At 74.2% G+C, this 13,640-nt stretch carries 9 protein-coding genes; 4 read left to right on the plus strand and 5 right to left on the minus strand.

Annotated elements, in window-relative coordinates; translation table 11 throughout:
- Positions 1-92 precede the first annotated feature (92 nt).
- The 4 genes from OG965_RS37390 (at position 93) to OG965_RS37405 (ending at position 2,126) form a co-directional block, all read left to right on the plus strand.
- Positions 93-857: an alpha/beta fold hydrolase gene (locus OG965_RS37390; protein WP_371656525.1), complete on the plus strand. Its 765-nt coding sequence runs from the start codon at positions 93-95 to the stop codon at positions 855-857.
- Between the two features lie 249 nt (positions 858-1,106).
- Positions 1,107-1,682, plus strand: coding sequence for a DUF5994 family protein (locus tag OG965_RS37395; protein ID WP_371656526.1), 576 nt, complete (start codon positions 1,107-1,109; stop codon positions 1,680-1,682).
- 5 nt (positions 1,683-1,687) lie between these two features.
- Positions 1,688-1,870, plus strand: coding sequence for a hypothetical protein (locus OG965_RS37400; RefSeq protein WP_371656527.1), 183 nt, complete (start codon positions 1,688-1,690; stop codon positions 1,868-1,870).
- Complete coding sequence (locus tag OG965_RS37405) at positions 1,854-2,126, plus strand: hypothetical protein (RefSeq protein ID WP_371656528.1); 273 nt, start codon at positions 1,854-1,856, stop codon at positions 2,124-2,126. Before OG965_RS37400 ends, OG965_RS37405 begins: the two co-directional genes overlap by 17 nt.
- A gap of 56 nt (positions 2,127-2,182) precedes the next feature.
- Here OG965_RS37405 and OG965_RS37410 read toward each other — a convergent pair whose 3' ends face one another.
- The 5 genes from OG965_RS37410 to OG965_RS37430 all read right to left on the minus strand — a co-directional run bounded on the left by OG965_RS37410 (position 2,183) and on the right by OG965_RS37430 (position 13,616).
- Complete coding sequence (locus OG965_RS37410; RefSeq protein WP_371656529.1) at positions 2,183-5,242, minus strand: condensation domain-containing protein; 3,060 nt, start codon at positions 5,240-5,242, stop codon at positions 2,183-2,185.
- Positions 5,232-7,115 (minus strand): non-ribosomal peptide synthetase, encoded by a 1,884-nt coding sequence (locus OG965_RS37415; RefSeq protein WP_371656530.1) that lies wholly within the window; start codon positions 7,113-7,115, stop codon positions 5,232-5,234. Before OG965_RS37415 ends, OG965_RS37410 begins: the two co-directional genes overlap by 11 nt.
- A 1-nt stretch (position 7,116) precedes the next feature.
- Positions 7,117-8,985: a non-ribosomal peptide synthetase gene (locus OG965_RS37420; RefSeq protein ID WP_371656531.1), complete on the minus strand. Its 1,869-nt coding sequence runs from the start codon at positions 8,983-8,985 to the stop codon at positions 7,117-7,119.
- Positions 8,985-12,143, minus strand: coding sequence for an amino acid adenylation domain-containing protein (locus OG965_RS37425; RefSeq protein WP_371656532.1), 3,159 nt, complete (start codon positions 12,141-12,143; stop codon positions 8,985-8,987). Before OG965_RS37425 ends, OG965_RS37420 begins: the two co-directional genes overlap by 1 nt.
- 177 nt (positions 12,144-12,320) lie before the next feature.
- Positions 12,321-13,616 (minus strand): non-ribosomal peptide synthetase, encoded by a 1,296-nt coding sequence (locus OG965_RS37430; protein ID WP_371656533.1) that lies wholly within the window; start codon positions 13,614-13,616, stop codon positions 12,321-12,323.
- Positions 13,617-13,640 lie beyond the last annotated feature (24 nt).

Raw genomic sequence — 13,640 nt, forward strand, 5'->3', positions numbered from 1 at the left:
GTGTCGCGTTGCCCCTGCCTGCGGCGATCGCAAGACTTGACCGCCGGTGACCATCGGTATCCGTGCACGGCCATCTCACGGTAGGGGATGTTGTGACAGGTCAGGTCATTCCGCACGACGTACTGGGCAGCGGTCCCGTACGGGCTCTCGTGCTCCACAACTGGTTCGGCGACCGGTCGAGCTTCGATCCGATGCGCGAGCACCTGAACGTGGAAGCGTTCAGTTACGCGTTCCTGGACTGCCGCGGGTACGGCGAGGCGATCGACACGGACGGCGCGTTCACGATGGAGGAGGTCGCCGAGGACGCCCTCGCCGTGGCCGACCATCTGGGCTGGGAGTCCTTCTCGGTCATCGGCCATTCCATGGGCGCCAAGGCGGCCCAGCTGATGCTGCTGGACGCCCCGTCGCGGATCCGCTCGATCATCGGCATCTCGGGGGTTCCCGCGTCCGGGTTTCCGCTCGAAGGGGAGACCTGGGAGCTGTTCGCCGGCGCCGCGGAGAACCCCGGAAACCGCCGGGCGATCATCGATAACACCACCGGCGGGCTCCGCGACGACGCCTGGCTGGACGCCATGGCCGGCCGCTCGGTGGAACGTTCCTCGGCAGCGGCTTTCCGCGCGTACCTGGACTCCTGGGCGCGCGGCGACTTCCATGAGCGGGTGAAGGACAACCCGGTCCCGGTCCTCCTCCTCGCCGGGGCGAACGACCCCGCCCTGGGACCCGAGGCCATGCGGGCCACCTGGCTGCAGTGGTACCCGAACGCCCAGCTTGAGGTGCTCCCGAACACCGGGCACTACGCACCGGAGGAATCTCCCGAGGCGGTCGCCGCGGCGGTCGAGCGGTACCTCGGCCGCTGAGGCTTCAGGATCAGGCCGCGCGGGGCGGTGCCGTCGTCTGCGGGTTCCACGGCACTGCCGCCGTTCGCCACCGCGCACCCGCTTCGCCGCCCACGGGAAAATACCTGGTCAAACCGGTCCGAGTCGGTTGAACCGGCGTACAGTGAAAGTACCGGGAGTACTTCGCACACCGGCTTCAATGTGGGTGTCATTTCCGGCGATCACGAAAAACCGGGCTGCCTGCGGACAGCCCGGGGGCAGGTCCGCACCATGACCACCGTCCTAGACCGGACCGCACCCCGCGACCTCGCCGCAGAGTTCCCGGCACGCTTGTCCCTCACCCCGAAGACCACCCTCGCCGGCCAGCTCGACGGGGCCTGGTGGCCCTACTCGCGCGACCTCGAAATCGAGCTTCCGCCGCTCGCGGCCGCACTCGACGAGCCCTGGGGACGCATCACCCACGTCACCGTGAACCCCACGCTCTGGCCCGTCATCCCGCGCACGGTTCCCGTGGCCGGGCACACCGTCCACGTGGGCTGGTTCACCGAACAGCACCCCGACAAGCTGATCCTGCTTTCCTACACCGTCGGCCGCTTTGACCTGCTGGTGATCCCACCCGAGACCGAGCCCGCAGCCGCTGCCCGCCTCATGGCCGCCGCGACGATCCCCGGCAGTGTCCTCACCGCAGGCGTCCTGATGGCCAACGAAGCCGCCATCGGGCGCGGCATCCGGGACGCCCGACGTCGGCAAGCCAGCTGGGAAAGCGATGGCGGAGCCTGCATGTCCCCCATCGGGAACCCGGTAGGCAGACGCGCCCTCCCGGTGCCCGGCAGCACCTGGAGGTGAGCAGCATGGAGACCTTCGTCATCATCGCGGTGATCATCCTTGCGACCGCCATCGGAATGCGCCTGATACACGTGCTCAACGCACAGCACGACGCGCGTATCGCCGCCTTCCACTTCAGCGACCCCCTGCCCAGGCCTCCCGGCCAGCCGGACGACACGAGAGGACGCGGTTATGGCCACACTGAGTGAACGCAAGACCTACCGCGAACAGGTGCTCCGGGTCCTGTACGAGGCCGTCGAAGGCAATCGTCTCCTCGGCCTCACAGGCGCGAACCTCCGGCACGACCTCGACGTACCGGAACAGGACCTGGCCGCCGCCTGCACCTACCTCGCGGGCGAAGGCCTGATCACCGTCGACTGGGAGCCGGGCAACACTCCGGCGATGGTGACTCTCACCCACCAGGGGATCCGAAGCATGGAGGCCGAGGAGGAAGAGCACGGCTGATTCCTCCGGCAGCCGAACACAACTCCCGGCCCAGGAAAGGCGCTGAGCTCCGATCGTCAGGCGTCGTCGCCCGTCATGCCGTCGATCATCTCGGCCAGTACGGTCCGCCGGTCCTCGCCCGGTTTTGTCCGGAGCGTGCGGGCCAGGCGGTGGCTGTCGTAGTGCCAGCGGTGGTCGAGATCTCGCGGGACGTCGTCGGTCTCGCGGACGTCGCCGCGTGAGCCGAGCAGTTCCGTGAGGTCGTGGGCGAGGTCGTGCCAGGACACGTGGCCGCTCACGGCGTTGGCGACGCCGTGGACGGGGCGGTCCAGGCACTCGGTCACCGCGCGGGCCAGGGCGGCCGCGTGGACCCAGGCGGCTCCGTACCAGGGGTGTCCGCCGGTACCGGGACGGGGCAGCTCGATCGGTTCGCCTCGGCGGGCGGCCTGGTACAGCGTGCCGATGGCGCCCCAGCGCAGCTGTTCGCGCAGCCGCTCGTGCGCGCCCCACACGATCGGTGACCGCAGGGCACTCGCTCCGCCGCGTCCGTCGGTGCCCGCGGCGCGCAGCACCATGGCCTCGCAGTCGATTTTGGCCCTGCCGTACGGGCTGATGGGCTCGCAGGGTGGTGACTCCTCCGGGACCTGGTCCGTGTGGGGGTGTCCGTAGGCGTCGACGCTGCTGACGAAGACGAAGGGTCCGCGGCTCCAGGCGTCGACCATCGTCTCCATGGCCGCCAGGTCCACTTCGGGCCGGGTGAACGTGCAGGCGGCGTGGATGATCGCGTCCGCTCCCGTGACGGCGTTACGCAGTCCGGCCAGGTCGGTGAGGTCGCCCGCGACGACGTCGACGCCCTCGGTGGCGATCAGATGGGCGGATTCCGGCCGGGCCAGGGCCAGCACGGGGCGGCCCTGGGCGGCCAGTTCCCGCAGGATGAACGCGCCGACGCCGCCGCTCGCGCCGGTGACCAGCACCGTGCCCGGGCGGACGGCGCGGGCACGGGCGGGCCTGCGCGTGGTCTTGGCGGCGGCCTGCTGGGCCGCCCGCTCGTCGAGGAGCGCGGTGAGCGCCCGGGGCGTGCGAGCCTGGAGCACGTCGAGGCCGGTGAGCGGCAGGCCGAGCCGGGTGCGCAGACGTTCGGCGAGCTGTACGGCGATGAGGGAGTGGCCGCCGAGGGCGAAGAAGTCGTCGTCGGGCGACGGCGTGAGGCCGAGCAGCGAGGTGAAGGCCTCGGTGACGGTTCCGGCTCGCGCATGGGACGGGCTGCTCGGCACGGGGGATCCGGGCAGCCGGGCGGTGTCGGGGGTCCCGGCGGTCGTCTCGGGCAGCGCGTCCAGCAGCGTGACCGCGGCGGGCACGGACTCGGGTGCGAGCGAGCGGCGCAGCAGAGCGAGCAGTTCGTTGCCGGACGGGCCGACGCTGTCGTTGAGGACGGCGTAGGCGACGGTTGGCCCCTCGACGGGCTGGACGACGAGGGCGTCGGCGACCTGCGGGTGGGCGCGCAGGGCATGGGCCGCAGGGTGATCGGCACTGTCCGGGGCGCCGGCCCTGGCGGCGGACGGGGTCGCCGCTTCCGCGTGACCTTCCGGCGGGGCCTGCGCACCGGGGACGTGCGGTGTGCCCGGGGCCGGGCGCCGGGTGGTGGGCGGGCGCGGTGTGCTGAGGCCGGGCAGCTTGCTCAGTGCGAGCTCCGGGCCGGCCGCCGCCGCGTCGAGGAAGGCGGCGTAGTCGCGTACGGTCGCCTGCGCCGCGGCCTCGTCCAGCGCGTCGCGGTCGAACTGGACCAGCGCCGTGGGCTGTTCGGCGTCGCCCAGGGACAGGCCGTAGGACAGGGTGAACTTGGCGCCGCCGGTGGGCACGTCGACGTACTCGGCCGAGGTGCCGGGCAGTCGGAGCACCGTGGGCTCGCCCAGCACGTCGGAGGTGACGCGGACCAGTGCGGTGCCGTCGGTGCCGCGTGCCGTGGCGCCGAGGCGTTCCAGGACGAGGTCGAAGGGGAGGTGGCGGTGGCGCTGGGCCTGAAGGAGCGCGTCGCGTACACGGTGCAGCAGCTGGGCGAAGGACGGGTCGCCGCCGGCGTCGACGCGGACGGGCAGGGTGTTGACGCACAGGCCGACCAGGCCGCGCATGGCGGTTCCGCTGCGGTGGGTGCCCGCTACTCCGATGACGAGGTCGTCGTCGCCGGTGAGGCGGTGCAGCGCGGCGAAGGCAGCGGTGAGCGACACCGCGAAGAGCGTGGCGCGCCGCTCGGCGCCCAGCGCCCGCAGTGCGGGGGGCAGCGCGGGTGGGAGCGGCACGGTGTGCACCGCTGCCGACGGGTCGGTGGTACGCGGCGCGAGCGTCGCGGGCGGGGGCAGGCGGGGCGGGGTGGCGTCGGCCAGCAGGCCGCTCCAGTGGTCCAGTTCCGGCTGGAGGCCGGGGATCTCGTCGTGCTCGCGGCGCGCGTAGTCGGCGTACTGCGGGGGTGCGGCGAGGAGAGTTCGGCCGGAGCCGTCGACGGCCGCGGTGTAGAGGGCGGCGAGTTCATCGGCCAGGGTGTCCAGGGAGCCGCCGTCGACAGCAATGTGATGGAGCGTCAGCAGAACGGTGTGGTCCTGCGGTCCGTGGCGCAGGACGCGGGCGCGTACCGCCTCACCTGCCGCGAGGTCGAACGGCCGGGCCGCCTCTTGGCGGAGCAGCGCCGGGGCGTTCGTCGTGGCGGTGTCGACGACGGGCACGGCCACGGTGTGCGGGGCAGGGAGCACCTCCTGGAAGGGCTCGCCGTCCTGGTCGGCGTAGCAGGTGCGCAGGATCGTGTGCCGGGTCACCAGTGAGGTCAGGGCGGTGGCCAGCGCGGCCGGGTCGAACGGGCCGCGCACCCGGGTGGCGAAGGGGACGTGGTAGGAGTCGCCCGCGCCGCCGAGCCGTTCCATCAGCCACATCCGGCGCTGGGCCCGGGACAGGGGCAGGCGGCCGGGCCGCGGGGCAGTGCCGGGCTGGGCGGCGTCGCGCGCTGCCTGCCCGCTGGTGCCCAGGGCGGCGTGGGTGGCCGGAGCGGCCGAGGCGCGCCGGGCGGCGGTGGTGCGGGCTCGGCGCAGCAGCTCGTGCTGGAGCCGCTGCTGTTCGGCTTGCGCCGTGGAGTCGGCGTCAGTGGACATCGCTGTGCTCCGGGGTCTGGGGGTGGAGGTCGCTGTGGGCGGCCAGCAGGGCGCGTTCGACGAGGGCGGCCTGGGCGGCGACGGTCGGGGCGGCGAAGAAGTCGGCGAGGGCGAGCTCGACGCCGAGTTCCTCGCGCAGGTCGTCGGTGACGGCGAGGGCGAGGAGGGAGTGGCCGCCCAGAGCAAGGAAGTCGGCGTCGCCATGGGTGACCTCGCTGCCCAGGTTCCGGCTCCACACCTCGGCGACGGCCTCCTCCAGCGGGCTCATCACCGGGGCGGGCGTGGCGGTGGTGTCCTGGGCGGCGGCCTGGGTGCGGTCGCTCAGCGCGCGCCGGTCGACCTTGCCGGACGGGGTCAGGGGAAGACGCGCCACCAGGGTGATGGCGTCGGGCACCAGATGGGCGGGCAGGACGGCGGTGAGCCGCTCGCGCAGCGCCGAGGCGGCGGGTACGGGCCCGGGCGCGGCGACGACGAACGCCACCAGGCGCGCCTCGGGCGTGCCCGCGCCGTCGACTGTCACGGCGGCGTCGTCCACCGCGGGCTGCTGGCGCAGGGCGTGCTCGACCTCGGCGGGTTCGATGCGGAACCCGCGGACCTTGACCTGGTCGTCGTTGCGGCCGTGGAAGTCCAGGATGCCGTTGTGGCGGGCGGAGACGATGTCGCCCGTGCGGTAGAGGCGTCCGGCGGTGGGGTGGTCGACGAATCGCTCGGCGGTGAGCTGGGGCCGGCCCGCGTAGCCGTGGGCGAGCCGGGTGCCGCCGACCCACAGTTCGCCCCGGTCGCCGTCGGGGACCGGGTTGCCGTCGGCGTCCAGGACGTGGACGGTGGCCCCGGCGACGGGGCGGCCGATCGGCAGCGGTGCGTCGCAGTCGTGGCCGGTGACGGTGTGGGCGGTGGCGAAGGTGGTGGTCTCGGTGGGGCCGTAGCCGTTGACCAGCTCCAGCCAGGGGAAGGCGGTCAGTACGTCGCGGGCGTGGCTGGCGGCCATGGCCTCGCCGCCCACGATGACCGAGCGGAGCTGGGCGAAGACGCGGGAGCGGCGGGCGGCGAGCTGGTGGAAGAGCGCCGTGGTGAAGAACGCCACCGTCACGCCGTGGCGTTCGACGTGGCGGGCCAGGTCTTCCAGGGAGGGCCGCGGCACGGTGCACACCACGACCGCGGCGCCGTTGGCGAGCGCCGCCCACACCTCGAAGGTCGAGGCGTCGAAGGTCATGGGGGAGTGGAACAGGAGGCGGTCGCGGGCGGTGACGGTGAGGTAGTCGGGTGCGGTGACCAGTTCGGTGATGGCCCGGTGCGCGAGGGTGACGCCTTTGGGACGGCCGGTGGAGCCGGAGGTGAACATGATGAAAGCCGGGCTGTCCGGCGCGGCGCCACCCGCCAACGGGCCGTCGGCCAGCGGCTCTTCGGGCAGGGCCAGGACGGGGCCGGTGAGCGCGGCCGCGTCCAGCAGCTTGGCGTCGCCGACGGTGAGGGTGACGCCCGCGTCGGCGATCATCGCTTCGGTGCGGGGTCGGGGCTGTGCGGGGTCGAGCGGTACGCACACGGCTCCGGCCCACCACAGCGCGAGTTGCGCGACGACGGTGCGGGCGGAGCGGGTGGTCAGCAGCGCCACCCGGTCGCCGGGCGCCACCTGGTGCTCGCGCAGGTGTGCGGCGAGGGCGCGGCCGGCCCGGTCGAGTTGGCCGTAGGTGAGGGTGGTGTCGCCGTCGACGACGGCCAGGGCGTTGGGGGTGCGTTCGGCGTGGAGGGCCACGAGGTCCGGCAGCGCCGTCGCGTGCGCCGGGGAGACAACGGGTGCCTTGGCGGGGGAGCCGGGCCGGACCTCGGCTGTGGGCTGCGCGGTGCGGGTGGGCTGAGGCGTGGTGGGTGTCATGTCAGGCTCCTGCCGGTCGCGGGGTCCGGCGCTGGTCGAGGAGGGCGGCGAAGGCGCGCAGGTCGGTGCTGCGCAGCAGTTCGTGGGCGCGCGGGCGGATGCCGGTCTCGCGCTCGACGACCGCGAGGAGCCGCGCGGCGACGACGGAGGTGCCGCCGATGTCGGTGAAGTTGTCGCCGAGTACGGTCGCGGGCCGCCCGAGGAGTTCGCGTACGGTCGCCAGGACGAGTTGTTCGCCAGGGGTGGCGTCGGCCGGGGCGTCCGCGCGGGCCGCGGGCGCCGCGGGGGTGTGGGTGGCCAGGGCGGCCCGGTCGACCTTGCCGTTGGCGTCGAGCGGGTAGGTGTCGACGAAGTGCACGGCGGCGGGGAGGGCCTGCTCGGGAAGCCAGGCACGGACCGCGGCGAGCAGGTCGCCGGACGCGGGCGTCGTACCCTCGGCGGGCCTGACGTGCGCGAGGAGACGGGCCAGACCCGAGCCGTCGTAGTGCACGGTGACGACGGCCGTGCGCACGCGGGCGTCCTGTTCGAAGGCGGCCTCCACCTCGCCGAGTTCGATCCGGACCCCGCTGATCTTGACCTGGTTGTCGAGGCGGCCGAGGAACTCCAGGCTGCCGTCGACGCCCATACGGACCCGGTCGCCGGTGCGGTACAGGCGGTCGACGGCTTCCAGCGCCGGGTGCTCGGGCGGGGTGGTGAAACGCTGGGCGGTGAGCTCGGGGTCGAGGTAGCCGAGCGCCAGGCAGTGCCCGCCGATGCGCAGTTCGCCGTCCTGCCCGCGGGCGACGGGCAGGCCGTCCTCGTCGGTGACGACGACGATGACACCCGGCAGCGGGGTGCCGATCGGCGGCGGGGCCACGTCGCCCGTGGCCGTGTCGGCGGCACGCATCGCGTAGGTGGTGGTGACGACGGTGGCTTCGGCCGGACCGTAGGCGTTGTGGACGGTGGCCGTGACGTCCGGGCCGGGGCGGCGGCGCATACGGTCGCCGCCGACCACCAGGTGACGCAGTTTCAGGTCCTGGGGCCAGGGCCGGTCCAGGAGCGGTTCGACGGTGGGGGTCGCCGCCACGCAGACGGTGACGGCGGCATCGCGCCACCAGTCGGTGAGCACGGCCGCGTCCCAGCGGGTGTCGTCGGGGGCCGGGACCAGGGCGGCACCGGAGGTCAGCCCGGCCCACAGCTCCAGCAGGTGCGGGTCGAAGGCGACGCCGATGAGCAGGGACTGCCGGTCGCCCGGCGCCAGACCGGTGGCCGCCCGGTACCAGTCGAGGGCGACGGACAGCGAGGCCTCGGCCACGGCGACCGCCTTGGGGCGGCCGGTGGATCCGGAGGTGAGGACGGCGTACAGGGTGCCCTCGGGCGCGCGCCGTCCGCCCTGCGGGCGGGCGGCGAACGCGGCGACCGCGCCGGCGGGGGCGTTCACGCCGGCGGTGGGCAGGGGCAGCGGGGTGTGCTCCCCGTCGCGGTGGGCCGCGGGCAGGACACCGGGGTCACCGATGAGGCAGGCGACGTCGAGGTCCTCGGTGACGGCCTGGGTGCGGCGCTCACCGGGGCGCGGGCCCAGCGGCAGGTAGACGGCGCCGATCCGGGCGAGCGCGACGGCGGTCACCACCAGGGCGGTGGAACGGTCGAGGCAGACACCGACCAGGTCCCCGGGCCGTACGCGGTCGCGCAGGGCGGCGGCGATGCTGTCGGCGGCGGTGGCGAGTTCCTCGTACGTCCAGGTCCGCGCGCCGTCGATGACGGCGGGGGCCTGCGGAGTGAGCCGGACCCGCTCCTCGAAGCGGGCGAGGACGGCGGTCGGTTCGGCCTCGGGGCCGTGGGCGATGCTCGGCACCAAAGTGGTGGTGGCGGGGGAGGGGGACTGGATCATCACGACTCCGTGGAGGCAGGGGCGGTGGCGGCGAGGGCGTCGGCCTGGTCGGCGAGCACGGGGTTGCGGAAGAGCACCTTCAGCGGCGGGCGCGTGCCCAGGTGGGGCTCCAGCCAGGCCGCGAGCTCGGCGGCCAGCAGCGAGTGGCCCCCGATGTGGAAGAAGTGGGAGGCGGTGTCGAAGCGGCTGTGGCCGAGAACCTCACGCCAGCCGTTCACGAGCAGCGCGGTCATCGGATCGTCCGGCACGGCGGCAGCCTGCTCGTGCCCGGATGCGGTCTCGGTCTCGGGCGCCGCCGGGGCCACGGGGTCGAGGGCGGCGGCGCGCCGGGCCAGGACCGTACGATCCGGCTTGCCGCCGGCGAGGGTCGGCATGGTCTGGAGCCGCGCCCACCGGGCGGGTACCAGAGGCCCGGGCAGACGGTGGCTCAACTCGGTGTGCAGGGCCTTCTCGTCGACGTCGGAGAGGTCGGCGCCGTCCTCGAAGAAGCCGACGAGCCGGGGCGCGGCCGGGCTGTCGCGGTCCAGGACGACGGCGCAGGAGCGGCCGCCGAGCGCCGCGGACGCCGCCGCCTCGATCTCTTCCAGCTCGATGCGGTGACCGCGCAGCTTGACCTGGTTGTCGCGCCGCCCCAGGAAGTACAGCAGGCCGTCCAGGCCGCGGTAGCCGAGGTCGCCGGTGAGGTAGACGCGTTGGCCGCCGAGCGCGTCCACGGCGATGAACCGGGCAGCCGTCACCTCCGGGTTGCCGGGGTAGCCCTCGGCCAGGCCGGGCCCGGCGATGGCGAGTTCACCGACCCCGCCGACGGGCAGCGGGCGGTGGTACGCGTCCAGGACGTGGACGCGCTCGCCCGGCAGTTCGGTGCCCAGGGGGATCTCGGCGCCTTCGGTCAGGGCGTCGCGGGATATCTCGTGGACGGTGGAGCTGATGGCCGCCTCGGTGACGCCGTACGCGTTGAGGACGGTGGCGTCGGTGTCGGCGAGGATGCCGCGCAGGGTCTCGGCGGGAAGGCGCTCGCCGCCCAGGACCAGGAGCCTGGGGGCCCAGCTCTCGTCGCGCAGCGCGGGCCGCAGCTCCTCGCGGGTGGAGAGGAAGTAGCTGGTGGGCAGGTTGGCGACGGTGACCCGGGCGGCGGCGAGCAGCTCGGCGAGCTCCGGCCCGGTGGGCACCTCGTGCTCGGGCACCACCAGGCACGCCCCCGCGTGCAGGGTGGGCAGCACCTCCTCCAGCGCCACGTCGAAGGACGGCTGGGCGAACATGAGGACCCGGTCGGCACTGGAGAGGGCGAACCGGTCGGCCATCGCGGTCAGATGGTGCTCCAGCGCCGCGCGGCCGACGGCGACCGGCTTGGGCGTCCCGGTGGAGCCGGAGGTGTGGATGACGTAGGTCGTGGCGGGCAGGACATCGGCGGTGTGGGCGCGGGGAAGTACCGGCGCGTCGATCCGGGCGGTGGGCAGGGAGTCCGGGAGGGCCGGGCCGCCCTCGCCGATGAGGACCAGTGCCGGGGCGAGCCGCTCGACCAACAGGGCGATACGGGCCGGCGGATCGGCGGGCGACAGCGGGCAGTAGACGGCGCCGGTGCGCAGACAGGCCAGCAGGGCGACGACCGAGTCGGCCCCCCGGGGCAGGACGACGGCCACCGGCAGGCCCGGCGTGATGCCCGCCGCGCGCAGCCGCTCGGCGAGCGAGGCGACGCGCCCGTCGAGTTCGCCGTACGTCACACGGCGCGCGCCGCACAGCAGGGCGGGCAGCGACGGGTGGTGGGCGGCCACCGGATCCAGCAGATCGCGCCCGGCCGGGACGGGCACGGCCTCGGCGGCCGCCTCCACCGCGGCCGGGGCGAGGTCGGCCAGCGGGGCCTGGGGAGTGTCGAGGTAGGCGCGCAGCAGGTCGAGGAAGCGGCCGGACAGCAGCCGGGCGACGTCCTCGCCGAACAGGTCGGCGTCGTAGTCCCACACCAGCGTCATTCCGGGCGCGCCGTGGCGCGGGGTGACACCGCGCCGGTCGTCCGGCAGCAGCACCACGTCCAGGTCGAAGCGGGTGGTGCCGGTGTTGAACCCCTCGAAGAGGGTGATGTCCAGGCCCGGCAGGTCGATCTCGGGCAGCGGAGCGTCGTGGGCGCTGAACATGACGGAGAACAGCGGGTTGTCGGCGCCGGAGGTATGCAGGCCGAGCGCCCGCGTCAGCTCCTGGACCGGTACGTCCTGGTGCGGCAGGGCGCGGATGAGGGTGTCGGTGACGTCATCCATGGTGTCCTGGGCCGGGGCGGCGGCGTCCAGGGCGAGCGGCAGGGGGATGGTGTTGACGAACATGCCGACGGCGTCCTCGTAGCCCAGGGGCCGGTTGCCGACGGCGGTGCCGATGACCATCCGGGAGCGGCCGCTGTGCCGGCGCAGGAGTTCGGCGAACAGCCCCAGGAGCGTGGCGAAGGGGGTGAGGCCGCGCTCACGGGTGTGCTCGCGCAGCCGCTCGGCGAGATCGGCGCCGATCGTCTGCCGCAGCTGTCCGCCGTGGTGCCTGCGACGGGCGCCGGGGCGGGCGAGGCCGGTCAGCGGCAAGTCGTGGGGCTGGTCGCGCAGTTCGGCCTGCCAGAAGTCCAGGGACTCGGGAGCGTAGGCGGTCTCGGTCTGGGCCTGGACGTGGTCCGCGTACGAGGGGGCGGGCGGGAGCGTGAGGGTTTCGCCCATGACGCGGGCGCGGTAGACGCGGAAGACGTCGTCGAGCAGGATCGCGAAGGAGTGCCCGTCGTGGATCAGATGGTGCTCGACGTGGACGAGCCGGTGGTGGTGCTCGGCGAGCCGCGCCAGCGTCCAGCGGATCAGCGGCGCCTCGAAGGTGTCGAGCGGTGTCTCGGCCTCGGCGCGCAGCAGGTCCTGGAAGGCCGCCTCGGGGTCTTCCTTTCCGGTGAGGTCGACGGCGTGCAGCCTGGGTCGGCACTGCTGGGCGACCCGCTGCCCGGGTACGGAACCGGGCAGGGCGACGAGTTCGAGCCGCAGGCCGGGGTGGCGGGCCAGGGTGGCGCCAAGGCCCTCGTGCAGGGCCTCGGTGTCCAGGGGGCCCCACAGGTCGAGTGCGGCGGTGAAGTTGTAGGCACGGCTGCCGGGCTGCATCTGTTCGTGCAGCCAGACGATCTCCTGCGAGGCGGAGAGCGGAAGCATGTCGGTCCCTGAGGTCGTCGGGGCGGTTTTCCGGGCCCGGTCACGGTCGTGGCCGGGTGCGGTCGTACGGGCGGCTCCGCGGGTCGCGCGGGGCCGCGCCGGAGAAACGTGGGCATGGGCGAGGGAGGTGGGTGGCGCTTCGAGTCCGCGCCGCTGTGGGGTGGTCCGGGCAGCCGGTCAGCCCGCGGTTCGCGCCGCCGGGCGCAGCGCCTGGGTGAGCGCGTCGAACGCCCGGTGCGCGGTGGCGTCGTCGAGCACCGCGCGGTCCCACACCATCCGCAGGCGGATCTCCGCCCCCTGGGTGACGGAGACGGCGAAGGGGCCGCGCACCGGTCTGCCGTCGACGTGGACCTCCCGGCCCTGGACACCGGCCAGCATCAGGGGCGGTCGGCGGCTGTCGTCGTCCACGGTCAGCAGTCCGTCCAGCGCGCCGTTCCAGCCCGGGCCGGCGGACCGCGCGGCGGCCACGACCGCGTCGAAGGGCATGTCGGCCCGGTCGAGGTCGTCCCACCAGGCGTCGGCCGTCGCCTCCGGTGCGGGCCCGTGGCCGGTGGCGGCCGGGAAGACGACGGTGTTGAGGAAGCAGCCGACGACCGGCTGCGCACCCGTGGGGCGGCCGCCCCACGGGTAGCCGAGCGGAACGACGTGATCCGGTCCGTACAGCGCGCTCGCCGCGGCTCGGCAGGCGTCGAGCAGTCCCGGGAAGGGGACGCCGTCGTCGTGCGCGGGCAGCAGGGCCTCGGCCGAGCCGCTGGGAAGCGTGCCCGTGGGCACGCGTTCCGGACGCGGCAGCGGGGCGTGGGTGCGCACGGCGCGCAGCCGGTCTGCCCAGTAGGCGGCTGCCTCCGGCGTGTCCGCGCGTTCCTCGGCGGCGAGTTGGAGCAGAACCGCCTCGCGGTAGGCGGCGAGTTCGGCCTCCGTCTCCTCGGGCGCGGCAGGGGGCTCGGCGGTGTCCTCGGCGTATGCGGCGCCGAGTTCTTCGGCGATCCGCGCCAGCGACCGGCCGTCGCAGACGGCGTGGTCCAGGGCGATGGCGAGGATGTCGTCGGTGCGGTGTTCGTCATCGCGGGCGAGGAACAGCCGCAGGGGCGGGGCCTGTGGATCCCAGGAGGCCAGTGCGCGGCGCAGGGTGTCGGCGGGCCGCTCGCCCGGCTCGGGAGCCGGGCGCCGCACGCGGATGTCCGGTTCTCCGGTGTGCAGGACGGGAGTCCCGCGTACGACGGCGGGCCGCGAGCGCAGGGCGGTGTGCCGCGCGGCGAGCCGGCGGGCCGCCGCTTGCAGACGAGCGGGGTCGACGGTGCCGTGCGGGAAGGCGAAGAACATCGGCACCACGTCGGGGCGCCCGGCCGGGTCCAGCGAGCGCACCAGTGCGAAGCGGCGCTGTGCCCCGGTGACGGGCAGCAGGGCGCTGGACCCGTCGCCGGCGGTGATACGCCGGTAGCGGGCCAGGTACTGGCTCGTGATGCTGGGCACGGAGTCCTCTTCTGTCGTGGCGTG

It is taken from the genome of Streptomyces sp. NBC_00224 (assembly GCF_041435195.1).
Taxonomy (GTDB): Bacteria; Actinomycetota; Actinomycetes; order Streptomycetales; family Streptomycetaceae; genus Streptomyces.